This window comes from uncultured Dialister sp. (genome assembly GCA_900314595.1).
GTDB lineage: Bacteria > Bacillota > Negativicutes > Veillonellales > Dialisteraceae > Dialister.
Window position 1 is genome coordinate 30,795 of record OMVW01000011.1, and the last position, 14,429, is coordinate 45,223.

Genomic DNA, 14,429 nt, shown 5'->3' on the forward strand with positions numbered 1-14,429 from the left:
GTCAGGCCGGACTATTGAAAAAGGAGGATATATCATGACAGCCCTGAAAGAAGCATTAAACGACTATGAAGTCAAAGTAGAAAAAGCTACCGCCCGTTTTCCCGAACGGAAGAATATCAATGAACCCCGTCTCTGCACGCCGGAAGATCTGAAAAACTGGAATTATATGAAGAAACTGGGCACTCCCGGGAGTTACCCTTTTACCCGCGGCATCCAGCCTACCATGTACCGCGGACGCTACTGGACCATGTGCCAGTATTCCGGTATGGCTACTTCGGAAGAAACAAATAAACTTTACAAATACCTCCTCTCCCAGGGGACGACGGGACTTTCCGTGGCCATGGATCTTCCAACCCAGATCGGCCTTGATTCCGATGACCCGAGAGCAGCCGGCGAAGTAGGCAAAGTTGGCGTTGCTATTGACAGTCTGGCGGACATGGAAGCTATTTTTGACGGAATTCCGCTGGATAAAGTTTCCACTTCCATGACCATCAATGCACCGGCAGCAGTCCTCCTTGCCATGTATGTGGCTGCAGCCGAAAAGAAGGGCATTCCAGCAGATAAACTGAAAGGTACTATCCAGAATGATATCCTGAAAGAATACATTGCCCGGGGCACCTATATTTTCCCGCCCCGCCCATCCATGCGTCTTGTGACGAATACTTTTGAATATTGTTCAAAATATATTCCCAAATGGAACACCATATCTGTAGGCGCTTATCACATTCGCGAAGCCGGTGCATCCATGACTCAGGAAATCGCCTTTGCCTTCTCCAATGCCATCGCTTATATTGAGGCAGCTATCAAATCGGGACAGAAAGTGGATGACTTTGCGCCTCATATTTCCTGGATTTTCACGGCAGGACTTGATTTCTTTGAAGAAATTGCCAAATTCCGCGCAGCCAGAAGACTTTGGGCAAGGATTATGAAAGAACGTTTCCATGTGACCAATGAAAAGGCCATGATGCTCCGTTTCCATGTCCATACGGCAGGTTCAGTCCTCACGGCCCAGCAGGTGGATAACAATATAGTCCGCATTACCTGGCAGGCACTGGAAGCCATTCTGGGCGGCACCCAGTCCCTGGCTACCTGTGCAAAAAATGAAGCTCTGGCGCTGCCAACGAAAGATGCGGCTACCCTGGCTCTTCGTACCCAGCAGCTTTTGGCCTATGAAAGTGGTGTAGCCGATACCATTGATCCTCTGGCGGGCTCCTATTATGTAGAATCACTGACCGACAAAATTGAAGCAGAAGCGACAGCCTACATCAAAAGGATTGATGAAATGGGCGGGGCCGTAGGTGCTATCGAACAGGGCTATATGCAGAGTGAAATGGCGGATCATGCGTATCAGTATGAAAAGGCTATTGAAACAGGACGGCGTACGGTAGTGGGAGTCAACAAATTTGTTACTGAAGAAGCACCGTCAAACCAGGATATCCTGAAAGTGGATTCTAAAGTAGGCGAAAGACAGATTGCAAGACTTCATGCCATGAAAGAAAAGAGAAATCAGGCGGAAGTGGATGCGGCACTGGATGAACTGAGAAAAGTCTGTACATCCGATGAAAACGTGATGCCCTGTTTGATTAAGGCAGTGAAGACTTATGCAACTCTTGGCGAAATCTGCGATGTCATGAGGGAAGTCTTTGGTGAGTATCAGCCTGAAAGAGAAGTCATTTGAGGAGGAATCATGAACGGGACAAAAATACTGGCCTCTTATCTCTCTCAATTGAAATATGAAGACTTGCCGGAAGATGCCATTATCCAGATTAAAAAGGCATTCCTGGACTGGGTGGGACTTACCATCAGCGGATCACGGGAATTTCCACCCGCAGTTTTAAGGAAAGTCCTCCTTGCTGATGACTGGGGCCATGAGGCTACCATACTTTGTGAAAATGAAAAAGGCCCCTGTACCTTGCGCAAGAGTGCTCTTAATGCGGCTTTTGTGAATGGAGCAGCCTGCCATGCCCAGGATTTCGATGATCTTCATAATGCATCCATTATTCATCTGGAATGCGTGGTTGTTCCACCGGCCTTTGCCCTGGCCGAAGAAAAGAAAGTTTCCGGCAGAGAATTGATGACAGCCATTGCGGCAGGCTATGAGCTGGGCGGAAGAGTGGGAGAATCGATACAGCCGGACTCCTATTATTTCTGGCACACCACAGGTACTGTGGGAACTCTGGCAGCCGCAGCCAGTGCGGCACGGATTCTGCAGCTTGACGAGAATCAGTATCTGCATGCTTTAGGCAGTGCCGGTACTCAGGCGGCCGGTCTCTGGGATTTTGTCCGCCAGGGAGCGATGAGCAAGCCCCTTCATATAGGGAAAGCCTGCTATGGCGGAGTCCTTTCTTCACTGATTGCGAAAGATGGCTATACCGGTTCCACGACCATCCTTGAAGGGGAAAAAGGCTTCTGTCGGGCTATGATGAAAGAGCCAAAATGGGAAAAGCTGACAGAAAACCTGGGGAAAGATTTCAAAATCATCCATAATTCCATCAAGCCCTGGCCCTGCTGTAAACATTCTCATTCTGCCATTTATGGTATTTCCGAGCTCATGAGGAAAAATCATCTGAAGCCGGAAGAAATCAGAAAGATTACTCTTCATGTGAACGATATTACTGATTCACTCATCAATAATGAAAAACCTGCAACTCCCTATGGATGTAAATTTTCCATCCAGTACTGTGTATCCTGTATGGCGGCTAAAGGAAAGGTAACCATTGATGATTTCCGTGAGGAATCCATTCACGATTCTTCCATTCAGAAGATCATGGAAAAAGTCAATGTGGCAAGAGACGGTAAAATGACGGCTATTTACAATGATCATCCTGACCGGCTGGCATCTAGGGTGGATGTGGAGTGGGGAGAGGGGAGGAAAGATTTTCTCTTTGTCCCCTATCCCAAGGGGGATCCGGAAAATCCAATGACTTTTGAAGAAATTGCAGAAAAAGGTCATAACCTCGTTGATTCCATGATCGGGAAAGAAACTTATGACAGGGTGGTGGATCTGGCAGCCCATTTGGAAGACGTAAAAAATATGGATGATGAATTTGGCATGATTTTCTAAACGGCATGTGCGGCACTTATCCTTCCTGAAAGGTACAGGGATTCCGGTCAGATTGGAAAAGAAGCTGCTCATCATACGAAATACCGGGGACTTCCCCCGGTATTTTCGTTATCTATAATAGAATATATAAAAGAGGTGCTTCATCCCGGTCCGCGTATTTCATGATTATTTTATCCGTGTTATAATAGGCACATGGAAAATCATACTTTACACTCGGAAAAGAAGGTATCCTTCATCACTCTTGGCTGCAAGGTCAATCAGTATGACAGTGATGCCATGCGTACCCTTTTCGTAAAGAACGGGTATCGGCAGGCAGGGGAGGACGAAAATGCGGATGTTTATGTCGTCAATACCTGCTCCGTCACCAGTATCGGTGACAGAAAATCAAGACAGATGGTCCGCCGCATCCGCCGCTCTCACCCGGAGGCCATTATAGCCGTGGCAGGCTGTTATGCCCAGCTGGCGCCGGAAGTCTTCGAAAAAATGGGGGATGTGGATGTCATCGTAGGCGTTCACAACCGCAGTCATATTGTGGAATATGTGGAAGAAGCCAAAAAGCGGACCGACAGGAAGCCCCTTAATGAGACCGTGGACATTATGAAGGTGAAAACTTTCGAAAATATGTCTGTTGACGTCTCGGGAGAAGTGAAGACGAGGGCTTTCGTGAAGGTCCAGGAAGGCTGCGACAATTACTGTACTTTCTGCATCATTCCCTATGCCAGGGGGAAATTGAAATCCCGCCTTCAGAAGGATGCGGTAGAGGAAATCAGGAAACTTGTTTCCCAAGGATACCGGGAAGTGGTACTGACGGGAATTCATCTCGGTAATTACGGGAAGGATCTTCATGATGGGACAAGCCTTGCCACACTGGTGGCGGAACTGGTGAAAATCCCGGATCTCCTCCGGATTCGCCTGGGTTCCGTGGAGTCAGTGGAACTTTCAGATGAACTGATTTCCATCATTAAAAATGAGCCGAAGGTCTGCCGCCATCTCCACCTGCCCATCCAGTCCGGCTCCGATGCCGTGCTGAAAGGCATGAACCGCCATTACCGGCTGTCCCAGTTCAAAGCGCTCATTGCCGTACTTCGGGAAAAGGTGCCCGGTATCGCTCTCACCACGGATCTCATCGTCGGTTTCCCGGGGGAGACGGAAGAGAATTTTCTGGAAACCCTGGATACATTAAAAGAACTGAAATTTTCAGGCATTCACGTATTTCCCTATTCCCGCCGCACCGGTACGCCGGCAGCGACATACCCCAATCAGGTGAGTAGTGAGGTGAAGAAAGAAAGGGTTCACCGGGTACAGGAGCTGGAAAAGGAAATTGCCTGTGCATACCGGAGTCAGTTCATGGGGAAAGTGGTCCATGTGCTGGCTGAGGAAATAAAGAATGGATACTTTGAAGGGCTCACGGGGGAATACATCCGTGTTTCCATCAAAGATTCACATATAGAAAGAGGTCATATGTATCCTGTCCGGATTGATACGGTTACGGCTGACGGTCTGGCAGGCACTGTAGCAGAGGAGGAATTATAATGTCTGACTGCATTTTCTGCAAAATCGCAAATGGTGAAATTCCAAGCACCAAAGTTTATGAAGATGAAAATTGGTTCGCATTCCGGGATATAGAACCGGCCGCTCCGGTTCACGTCCTGCTGATTCCAAAGAAACATGTGGATAATATCCTTGCTTTCGATGAAGAATACAACAAAAACTTTGCTGATTTCTTCCTGGTGGTGAAGAAGATTGCCGAACAGGAAGGCCTGAAGGAGTCGGGCTTCCGTCTCGTCATGAATACCGGCGAAAAAGCAGGGCAGTCGGTCTTCCATTTCCATGCCCACATCATCGGCGGCAAAGCTATGGGCTGGCCCCCATTCCCGGAAGATAAATAATTTTCAAAAAACAGGAGGCCCGGATGACCGGGCTTTCTTTCCGTCCTGTTTCCGCTATGGAAATATAAAAGGGAATTGACAGAAAGAACATTGTATTTTATAATTTATAAGTGTGCAATAGCACCCCATCAGTCTTTATTGGGAGGGAGGGATATAGATGTCTGAGATCAAAGTTCAAAAGGGCGAATCTCTTGATAGTGCTCTTCGCAGATTTAAACGTTCCTGCCAAAAAGCCGGGGTTCTTTCTGAAGTAAGAAAACGTGAACATTATGAAAAGCCCAGCGTTAGACGTAAACTGAAATCTGAAGCCGCTAGAAAACGCAAGTATAAGTAATAGGTTGTAAGGTGATTGGTTTTGTCAATTAAAGAACAGCTTATGGCTGACATGAAAACAGCCATGAAGGCAAAAGAAGAAGGAAAGCTTGCATTGAACACGATCCGCATGGCTCGTGCTCATATCAGACAGGCCGAAATCGACGACGGACACGCGGACTTCAATGATGATCAGGTTCTTGCCGTTCTCCGGAAAGAAGTGAAACAGCGGAAGGAAACTCTCGCTGAAATCAAAGATTCCGGAAGAGAAGACCTGGTTGAACAGACCAAAGCGGAAATCAAAGTACTGGAAAAGTACCTGCCGGCAGAAATGTCTGCCGATGATGTAGAGAAGGTCGTGAAGGCGACCATCGACGCTATGGATCCTGGGCAGAGAAATATGGGTTCTGTGATGAAAGCTGTCATGGCAAAGCTGAAAGGCAAAGCAGACGGAAAGCTGATTAACCAGATTGTCCGTAAGCTCCTCGCCTGAGCTTTAAAGCTTGACAATGCAAGATGCGTGGTGTATCCTTAGTACATAAGTTAATATGCTGCGTCAAAGATGGCTCATTCCATTTGGAATGAGTCATTTTCTTTTGATTCAGATAGAAAAGCTTATATAAAAATGGGTTGTTAAGTCAAAAGTCTATAGGAGGACTCACATGACCGACGAATTGCTGTACTGCATCCCTGCAGGCCAATATGGGAAAGAAGGGGTACTTTCTCTCTTGGCACAGCACCCGGAAATCCGGTTTGTGTCGCTGGTAGGGATTGATCTGGCAGGCAATGACACGGATGAAAGAATTCCGATAGAGCTTTTCATGAAGGATTATGGGGACTTCTTCTCGGGAAAAGCTGTGCAGACCGATGGATCTTCAGTAGTTTTCATGAATATCGCCACCCTGAATGATGCCAGGGTGGATATGGTAGCCGACAGTTCCGTGAACTGGTATGTGGACTACAATGATGAAAATATCATGGCAAAGAACGGACTCCCTGTCGGGACGCTCCGCATTCCCTGCTTCCTGATTCATAATGGAGAATTTATTGATTCCCGTTCCATTCTGAAAAATTCCTGTGAATACGTGGCTTCGGAGCTGAAGAAACTGCTCATCGGGGCCCAGGTGAAGGGTATGGAAAATTTCCCTTTCTCTGAAATCCAGGATATCGTGTTTACTACAGGTACTGAACTGGAATTCTGGGTGAAAACCCCCAGTGAAAAAGAAACGGTGCAGCACCTTTCAAGTTCCCAGCGCCTTCAGGAACAGTACTGGCAGCGGATGCGCGGCAACGTACGAACTGCCATGGAACAGGCCATTGAAGAGCTGGACGCCCGGGGCATCCATGTGGAAATGGGCCACAAGGAAGTGGGCGGTATCAAACCGAAAATTGACGATGAGGGGCATATTTTTGATGTCTGTGAACAGCTTGAGCTGGACTGGCTTTTTTCTACCAATCCTCTGCAGGCTGCAGATAATGAACTGGAAGTCCGCATCGTGGTGAGAGAAGTGTTCCGCAGGAACGGCCTTGACGTATCTTTCAAGGCAAAACCGATCATGGGAGTAGCCGGCAACGGTGAACATACGCATGTGGGCATTGCAGCACTCCTGAAAAACGGCCGGACCATCAATCTGCTGGCACCGGAGCATATGGAGGAAGATTACCTTTCCACCATCGGCTACGGTCTCATCATGGGCATCCTGAAAAATTATGAAGCCATCAATCCCTTCGTCTCTTCTACCACCGATGCATTCAACCGGCTGAAACCGGGTTTTGAAGCGCCCGTATGTATCGTGACTTCCCTGGGCCACTCCCCGGAAGTCCCCTCGCGGAATCGGTCCATCCTGATGGGCCTCATTCGGGACATCGGAAATACGAAAGTGACGAGATTCGAGCTCCGTTCCCCGAATCCTTTTACCAATACCTATCTCTGTGTATCCTGTCTGTACCTTGCCGCCCTTGACGGTATCTTCTATGCAGTGAACTCCGGAAAAGAACCGGAAGAGCTTCTGGCTGAACTTTCCAAGAAAGCGGGAGACAGGGCAGATTACCTGGAAGAAGACAGGGCCTATCGCTGCGAAGGAAATATGTTTGAAGACTTTACCGATGAGGAAAGAGCGGCAGCATTCGGCAGGCCGCCCGCAACGGTGTGGGAAAACGTAAAAATCATGAAAGAAAATCCGGAAAAAGTGGCCGCCCTGACAAGAGGAGGAACGTTGAATGACCGGATTGTGGATTCCTTCCTGGCCTCCATCATTTACCGGTGGAAAAACGAGCTCATTGACCGGATCATTCCGGGAATCGAAGTATCGGTCAGGAAATATAAAAAACTGAATCATTGTGGTGGACTTGATGAACGCCGATGGAAATCCATCGAAGCAAAGCGCATCGAACTGGCCAAGGATATGGATGAAAATCCTTCCATCTGCAGCCGGCTGAAAGCGGCGCTGGAAAGCGAAGATTACGATACCGCATCGGACCTGCAGCTGGAACTGATTTCCAAAGCCCAGGCTCTGGAGAATGAATATCGGATTTATGCGCTGAATATCCTCGACTGATCAACTTCACAGAGGCCAAAGATGGCCCATTCTTAGTACTCAAGGATGGGCCATTTTGCATAATATTATATAGTTACCTATTTAATTGTTGGAAATATGGAAAACCTGCTGCCGCTGGCTTGCCGGTAAGGAGAGGCAGGGGGGACAAGCGGGATTTCCGTTAAATATTTCAAAATTCAGAAAAGTCAAAAGGAATTAGGAGGAATTCGCAATGAACAAAGACTTACTGTACTACATCCCAACCGGTGAATTTGGCAAAGAAGGCGTGCTCTCCCTTCTGAAAACCCATCCGGAAATCCGTTTCGTTTCTCTGGTAGGCATTGACCTTGCCGGCAACGATACTGATGAAAAAGTACCGATTGAACTGTTCCTGAAGAATTATGATGATTTCTTCGCAGGTACCGCTGTTCAGACCGATGGCTCTTCTGTAGTTCTGATGAATATCGCAACCCTGAACGATGCCCGGGTCGATATGGTTGCTGATCCCACTGTAAACTGGTACATCGATTACAATGAACACAATATTTATGAAAACGGCCGTCCTGTAGGCACTCTTCGTATCCCCTGCTTCCTGCAGCATAATGGCAAATTCATTGATTCCCGTTCTATCCTCAAAGAATCCTGTGCATATGTTGGCGCAGAACTGAAGAAACTCCTGGCAGAAGGCAAAGTCAACGGCATGGAAGGTATCCTGCAGGAAGATGTGGAAGACATCGGATTCACCATCGGCACAGAACTCGAATTCTGGGTAAAGACTCCGAGCGAAACCGAAACGGTTCAGCACCTTTCCATTTCCCAGAGACTGCAGGAACAGTACTGGCAGAGAATGCGCGGCAAAGTCCGTACCGCTATGGAAGAAGCCATTGAAGAACTGGATGCCCGCGGCATGAGCGTTGAAATGGGTCATAAAGAAGTCGGCGGTATCAAACCGAAACTGGATGACCAGGGCCGTACCGTAGACGTATGCGAACAGCTCGAACTGGACTGGAGATTCTCCATGAACCCGCTGCAGGCTGCCGATAATGAACTGGAAGCAAGAATCATCATTCGTGAAGTATTCCGCAAACACGGTCTTGAAGTTTCCTTCCAGGCTAAACCGATCATCGGTGTAGCAGGTTCCGGCGAACATACCCATGTAGGTATCTGCGCAACCCTTAAGAATGGTAAATCCATCAATCTCCTGGCTCCGGCAGATATGAAATCTGATTTCCTCTCTACCATCGGCTATGGCTTTATCATGGGTATCCTGAAGAACTACGAAGCTACCAACCCATTCGTATCCTCCACCACCGATGCATTCAACCGTCTGAAACCAGGCTTCGAAGCTCCGGTCTGCATCGTTACCTCCCTGGGCCACAATCCGGAAGTTCCGTCCCGTAACAGAACCATCCTTATCGGCCTTGTCAGAGATATCGAAAACCCCAAAGCTACCCGCTTCGAACTCCGTGCACCGAACCCATTCACCAATACTTATCTCGCCGCTTCCTGCCTCTTCCTGACCGCACTGGACGGCATCAAATATGCTATCACATCCGGCAAGTCCCCGGCAGAACTCCTGGCAGAACTCTCTAAGAAGCCGGGCGAAGAAGCCGACTACCTGGAAGCAGCAAGAGCTTATCGCTGCGAAGATAACGTATTCGAAGACTTCAGCGATGAAGAACGGGATGCCAACTTCGGTAAACCGCCGGCAACTGTATGGGAAAACGTACAGACCATGAAAGCAAACCCGGACAAAGTGGCAGTCATCGAAAAAGGCGCCCTCACCCCGGTTATCGTAGATTCCTTCCTGGCTTCCATCCTCTATCGCTGGGAAAACGAACTGATTGACCGCATCATCCCGAATACTGAAGCACTGGTCAAGAGCTTCAAGGAACTCCCGGCTGAAGACGGCATCGACAGCGAACGGTGGGCTGAAATCAAAGTCAAGAAATATGAACTGATCAAGGACACCAAGGCATCCAAGTGCCTCTGCACCAGACTGAAAGAAGCTCTGGCAGCAGCTGACTATGATACTGCATCTGATCTCCAGATCGAGCTCTCCAAGAAGGCTGAAGCACTGGAAAAAGAATACAACGCTTACGCACTGAACATTGTAGGTTGATTTCCATCTAAAGAAATAAAATCCCTCGTCCCCGGACGGGGGATTTTGTTATGCATGATAGTGATAAGCGGCGGTGGTGCGCTGAAGAATTTAAAAGCGAGCCATCTATGTATTGGGATATTTATACTAAGATACGCCTTTAGCTCTGATGCACATTACCTTCACTTACCACTTATCACTTCGCACTTTTCACTATCTTTTCTGATGGTATAATACAGTTATTAGCAAAAATGCTGAAAAATCCCAATGAAAGAGGTGTTTCTTTTGGAATTAGACAGAAATAAATTGATTGCCCGTTTCACCGATTATATTTCCTACAATACCCAGTCCAATGAAGAGAATGACCAGGTATGTCCCAGCACGCCTTCGCAGCTGGTCCTGGCCCGCCATCTGGAAAAGGAACTGAAAAATCTTGGCCTTGAAGAAATCACGCTGGACAAGAACGGTTACATCATGGCCACCCTTCCCTCCAACGGGGGAGAAGGGCCGGTGATCGGCTTTATTTCCCATATGGACACGAGCCCCGATGCTCCCGGAGGACCCATCCATCCCAGAATCGTGGAAAATTACGACGGAAAGGATATCCTTCTCAATAAAGAAAAAAATATCGTTTTTTCCACAAAAGATTTTCCGGAAATCCTGAAATACAAGGATCAGGACATCATGGTCACCGACGGGACTACCCTTCTTGGCTCTGATGACAAAGCCGGAGTGACGGCTATTGTCAGTGCCATGGAATATCTGCTCAGCCATCCGGAAATCAAACATGGAAAAATCAGGATCGGCTTTACGCCGGATGAAGAAACGGGCAGGAGCCCTCTTAAATTTGATGTCAAAGCCTTTGGCGCCGATTTCGGTTATACCGTAGACGGCGGCGAACTGGGAGGCCTGGAATACGAAAATTTCAATGCCGCTAATCCTACCGTCACCATTTACGGGAGAAGCGTCCATACAGGCGATGCCAAAGGGAAAATGGTCAATGCTATCACTATCGCCTCCGAATGGCAGTCTATGCTTCCCGAGGGATTGACTCCGGAATGCACGGAAGGGCGGGAAGGATTCTTCCATATTTACAAAATCGAGGGAACCGTGGAGAAATGCACCTTATCCATGCTGATCCGCGACCATGACCATGCACTTTTTGAAAAGAAAAAAGCTTTCCTTCACTACATGGCCGATTTCCTCAATCAGAAATACGGGGAAGGCACTGTAGTCCTCACGCCTCATGACGTCTATTACAATATGCTGGACATCATTCAGGACGGTCATATGGATATCATCGAACTTGCCCGGAAGGCCATGAGAAATGTGGGTGTGACACCCATTGAAAACCCCATCCGCGGTGGAACCGACGGAGCCCAATTGTCTTTCAAGGGTCTTCCCTGTCCGGACCTTTTCACGGGAGGAGCCAATTTCCACAGCCGCTTCGAATACCTTCCCATTGATTCCATGATAAAGGCCTGTGAAACGGTGATTGAAATCATCCGTCTTGCGGGGAAAGGGAAATAAAAATAATTTGGATTGAAACGCACTGAACCACTTATGGCTCAATGCGTTTTTTCTTGAAAGGAATAACACCTTCTATCAAAAGCAGCATTGATTGCTATATACGATCTACTTGATAAGTAACTGCTCGCTATTTCAAAAAATATTTATTACGATGACGCTCTATGTCCCATGCCTTTTGTATAATATAAATGAAGAAAGATGGGGCACTGCCTCGGGGTGCATTCACGGAGGAGGAATCAGGATGGATGAAGAAGACAGAATGAGGAAAGCAGAAATGCTGCACCTTTCAGGAAAAACGAGAGAAGCATTTCCTCTATTTGAAAAAGAAGCGCACGAAGGGAATGGCAGGGCTCTATATTTCCTGGCAGAGTATTATAAATGGGGCATGGGCGGCAGGGAAATAGACTGGGAAACAGCAGAAGAACTGGACCGGGATGGTGCCAGATGTGGTGAACCTCTGGCGCAGCTTAATATGATTTATTATCCTGACGCCTTGCCAAAAGAACGGGACTATATTTTAAAGAAAATCGTACCGAAAGTAGCAGCCCTTTCTGCAGACGGGGACTGGGCGGCCCGGGACGAACTGGCAGATTTATACCTGAATGGCACGGGCGTTGAAAAAGATGTGGAAAAGGCTCTTTACTGGGCGGAAAAGTCCGCAGAAGCCGGTTATTTTCGGGCCCTGACGAAAATAGCCAATATTTACCACGATCAGGGGAAATTGAAAGAGGCCATGAAATATTATGAGCTGGCCGGTAAAGCAGGTAGCGACTGGGGATGGCACAATCTGGGAGAGATGTATCTGGACAGTACTTCGCATGAAAGGGATGAGAGGAAAGCAGAATCATCTTTTCAAAAGGCCATAGCTCTTGACGGACCCGCACTTCCGGCAGCAGCCTGCAGTCTGGGTGCCTTGTATTATCAACAGGGCAATTTTAAGAAGGCGGCAGCACTATATCGCAAATCGGCAGGACGTGGCAATGACTGGGCCATGTTTAATCTGGGTGATTTATATCGTGATGGCAGCGGAGTCAGAAAAAATTTAAAGATTGCCATGAAATGGTACAAAAAGGCATATGAAGCAGATGATGAAGCCAGACCGGAAGCGGCAAACCGGATTGGTCTTGTATACTCGGATGAAGGAGATAAAGAAACTGCCCTTCTCTGGTATGAAAGATCGGGGGCCGAAGGATGCGACTGGGGCTGGTACAACCTGGGGCTTTATTATCAGGATCAGGAGGCTTATGATGCAGCACTTTCCTGCTTCCGGAAAGCCTATGAACTGAACGGGGATGCAGCCGGTGATGCAGCTAATCGTGCAGGCCTTATTTACAATGGACTTGATGTGGACGATAAAGCATCGGAATGGTATCAGAAAGCAGGAGAGGCAGGAAACAGCTGGGGCTGGTACAATCTGGGAGCTATCCTGAAAACAGCAGGAAAAGCAGAAGAGGCACTGACATGTTTCCGAAAAGCCTATGATGTCCCCGATGGGCCAAAAGGAGATGCAGCCAACCGCATCGCTCTCATTTACGAAGACCTGGGCAGAGAGGAGGAAACGGAAAAGTGGTACCGCATCTCCGGAAAAGCCGGTTACGACTGGGGCTGGTACAATCTGGGGCTTACATATCTGGTAAAAGAGAAAAAGAAAGAAGCACTTTCCTGCTTTGACAAGGCCTGCAGCCTGAAAGGTGAATGCGAAGCGGAAGCAGCCAATAAAGCAGGAATTGTCTGCTTTAGTCTGGGTGATATGGACAAAGCCATGGACTGGGCAATGAAGTCGGCCTCAGAGGGAAGCGAGTGGGGCCTCATCAGCCTCGGTACCCTGTACAGAAGCATGAAGAAATATGACAAAGCTGTTTACTGGTATGAGAAAGCCTATAAGAACCATGGAGAGGCCGGAGGCGATGCAGCTTTAAGACTGGCGGAAATTTATGATGAACTTTCCCAAAAGGAAAAGGCTCTATTCTGGTACAGAAAGGCGGGCATGGCGGGAAATGATGAAGGCTGGTACCGGCTGGCAGAGGCCATCTTTCATCAAACCTTTTCAGAAGAGACGATGCGGAAAGCTGCTTTCTATTATGAACTGGCCTATGAAAAAGGCGGCCCTGCCACGGGCTCTGCTGCTGCTTATCGCGGTTTATGCTCGGACCGGCTTGAACATTACGAAGAGGCAGATTACTGGTTTGAAAAAGCAATTGGTGCAGGAAACAGCATGGGCCTTTACCTCCTTGCCTGGAACGCGTGGCGCGGCCGCGGAATGAAAAAGAATGTGGAAAAGGCAGAAACTTATTTTCAAAAAGTACTGGAGTCCGATCTGGACCGGAATTTCAAGGGCGATGCGGCATGCATGCTGGGTAAAATTGAACAGGAAAAAGGAAATGAGAAACCGGCTTTTATCTGGTATAAAAAGGCTACCGGCTATAATCATGATGAAGGCTGGTACCGGCTTGGCCTCTCTTATGCCAATGGAGTGGGGACGGGAATCGATGCGGAAAAAGCACTGGAATCCTACCTTAAAGGCTGGAAACTGGACCATGATTATAAAGGGCCCATCGCCACAGCTATTGGCCTTCTGTATAACGGGAAGGAAGACTTTAAAGAAGCCCACGAATGGTTTGACAAGGCGGCTTCCTGTGGTGATGATGAAGGCGCCTTCAATCTGGCTGCCGAATTCCGCTACGGTATAGGTACGGAAAAGGACCTCACTGCGGCTGAAAACCTGTACGGACAGCTGGCAGCCCATGCGTCGGAAAACATTGCGCAAAAAGCGGCAGAAGCTCTATCCGAAATGAAGAAAGATAAAAACTCCGGCTGATTATGAATTGAGCTTTAATTAAAAAAGGGGAATCCATTCTTTGGATTCCCGGCCCCTTGGGGTGTGAAATGACTGTATAAAATATTGTTTGACAAAATTTTATATCTCCTGTAATATATATTGTGTTCATTCTGTGCCAGCATAGCTCAGTTGGTAGAGCAACGCATTCGTAATGCGT

Annotated in this window: 10 protein-coding genes; all 10 read left to right on the forward strand. The window is 48.0% G+C overall.

Features of this window, described 5'->3' with window-relative positions; all coding sequences use genetic code 11:
• Positions 1–34: 34 nt before the first annotated feature.
• The 10 genes from QZN42_RS04970 to QZN42_RS05015 all read left to right on the forward strand — a co-directional run bounded on the left by QZN42_RS04970 (position 35) and on the right by QZN42_RS05015 (position 14,251).
• Complete coding sequence (locus QZN42_RS04970; RefSeq protein WP_296954831.1) at positions 35–1,678, forward strand: methylmalonyl-CoA mutase; 1,644 nt, start codon at positions 35–37, stop codon at positions 1,676–1,678.
• A 9-nt stretch (positions 1,679–1,687) separates the two neighbouring features.
• Positions 1,688–3,064 carry an MmgE/PrpD family protein gene (locus tag QZN42_RS04975; RefSeq protein WP_296954832.1) on the forward strand — a complete coding sequence of 459 codons (1,377 nt, stop codon included), beginning with the start codon at positions 1,688–1,690 and terminating at the stop codon, positions 3,062–3,064.
• A gap of 192 nt (positions 3,065–3,256) precedes the next feature.
• Positions 3,257–4,597 (forward strand): tRNA (N(6)-L-threonylcarbamoyladenosine(37)-C(2))-methylthiotransferase MtaB, encoded by a 1,341-nt coding sequence (mtaB, locus tag QZN42_RS04980; protein WP_296954834.1) that lies wholly within the window; start codon positions 3,257–3,259, stop codon positions 4,595–4,597.
• Positions 4,597–4,953, forward strand: coding sequence for a histidine triad nucleotide-binding protein (locus tag QZN42_RS04985; RefSeq protein ID WP_296954836.1), 357 nt, complete (start codon positions 4,597–4,599; stop codon positions 4,951–4,953). The genes mtaB and QZN42_RS04985 overlap by 1 nt, the downstream gene beginning before the upstream one ends.
• A 157-nt stretch (positions 4,954–5,110) precedes the next feature.
• Entirely contained in the window at positions 5,111–5,287 is a 177-nt protein-coding gene (rpsU, locus tag QZN42_RS04990; RefSeq protein WP_008858603.1) for a 30S ribosomal protein S21, read from the forward strand.
• A gap of 21 nt (positions 5,288–5,308) precedes the next feature.
• On the forward strand, positions 5,309–5,758 hold the full coding sequence (locus tag QZN42_RS04995) for a GatB/YqeY domain-containing protein (protein WP_296954838.1): 450 nt from the start codon (positions 5,309–5,311) through the stop codon (positions 5,756–5,758).
• Between the two features lie 169 nt (positions 5,759–5,927).
• Positions 5,928–7,823 carry a glutamine synthetase gene (locus tag QZN42_RS05000; RefSeq protein ID WP_296954840.1) on the forward strand — a complete coding sequence of 632 codons (1,896 nt, stop codon included), beginning with the start codon at positions 5,928–5,930 and terminating at the stop codon, positions 7,821–7,823.
• A gap of 211 nt (positions 7,824–8,034) precedes the next feature.
• Entirely contained in the window at positions 8,035–9,924 is a 1,890-nt protein-coding gene (locus QZN42_RS05005; RefSeq protein WP_296954841.1) for a glutamine synthetase, read from the forward strand.
• Between the two features lie 255 nt (positions 9,925–10,179).
• Positions 10,180–11,433: a peptidase T gene (pepT, locus tag QZN42_RS05010; RefSeq protein WP_296954847.1), complete on the forward strand. Its 1,254-nt coding sequence runs from the start codon at positions 10,180–10,182 to the stop codon at positions 11,431–11,433.
• 241 nt (positions 11,434–11,674) lie between these two features.
• The gene (locus tag QZN42_RS05015; RefSeq protein ID WP_296954843.1) at positions 11,675–14,251 is read left to right on the forward strand and encodes a tetratricopeptide repeat protein; all 2,577 of its coding nucleotides are present in this window, start codon (positions 11,675–11,677) and stop codon (positions 14,249–14,251) included.
• Positions 14,252–14,429: the final 178 nt, after the last annotated feature.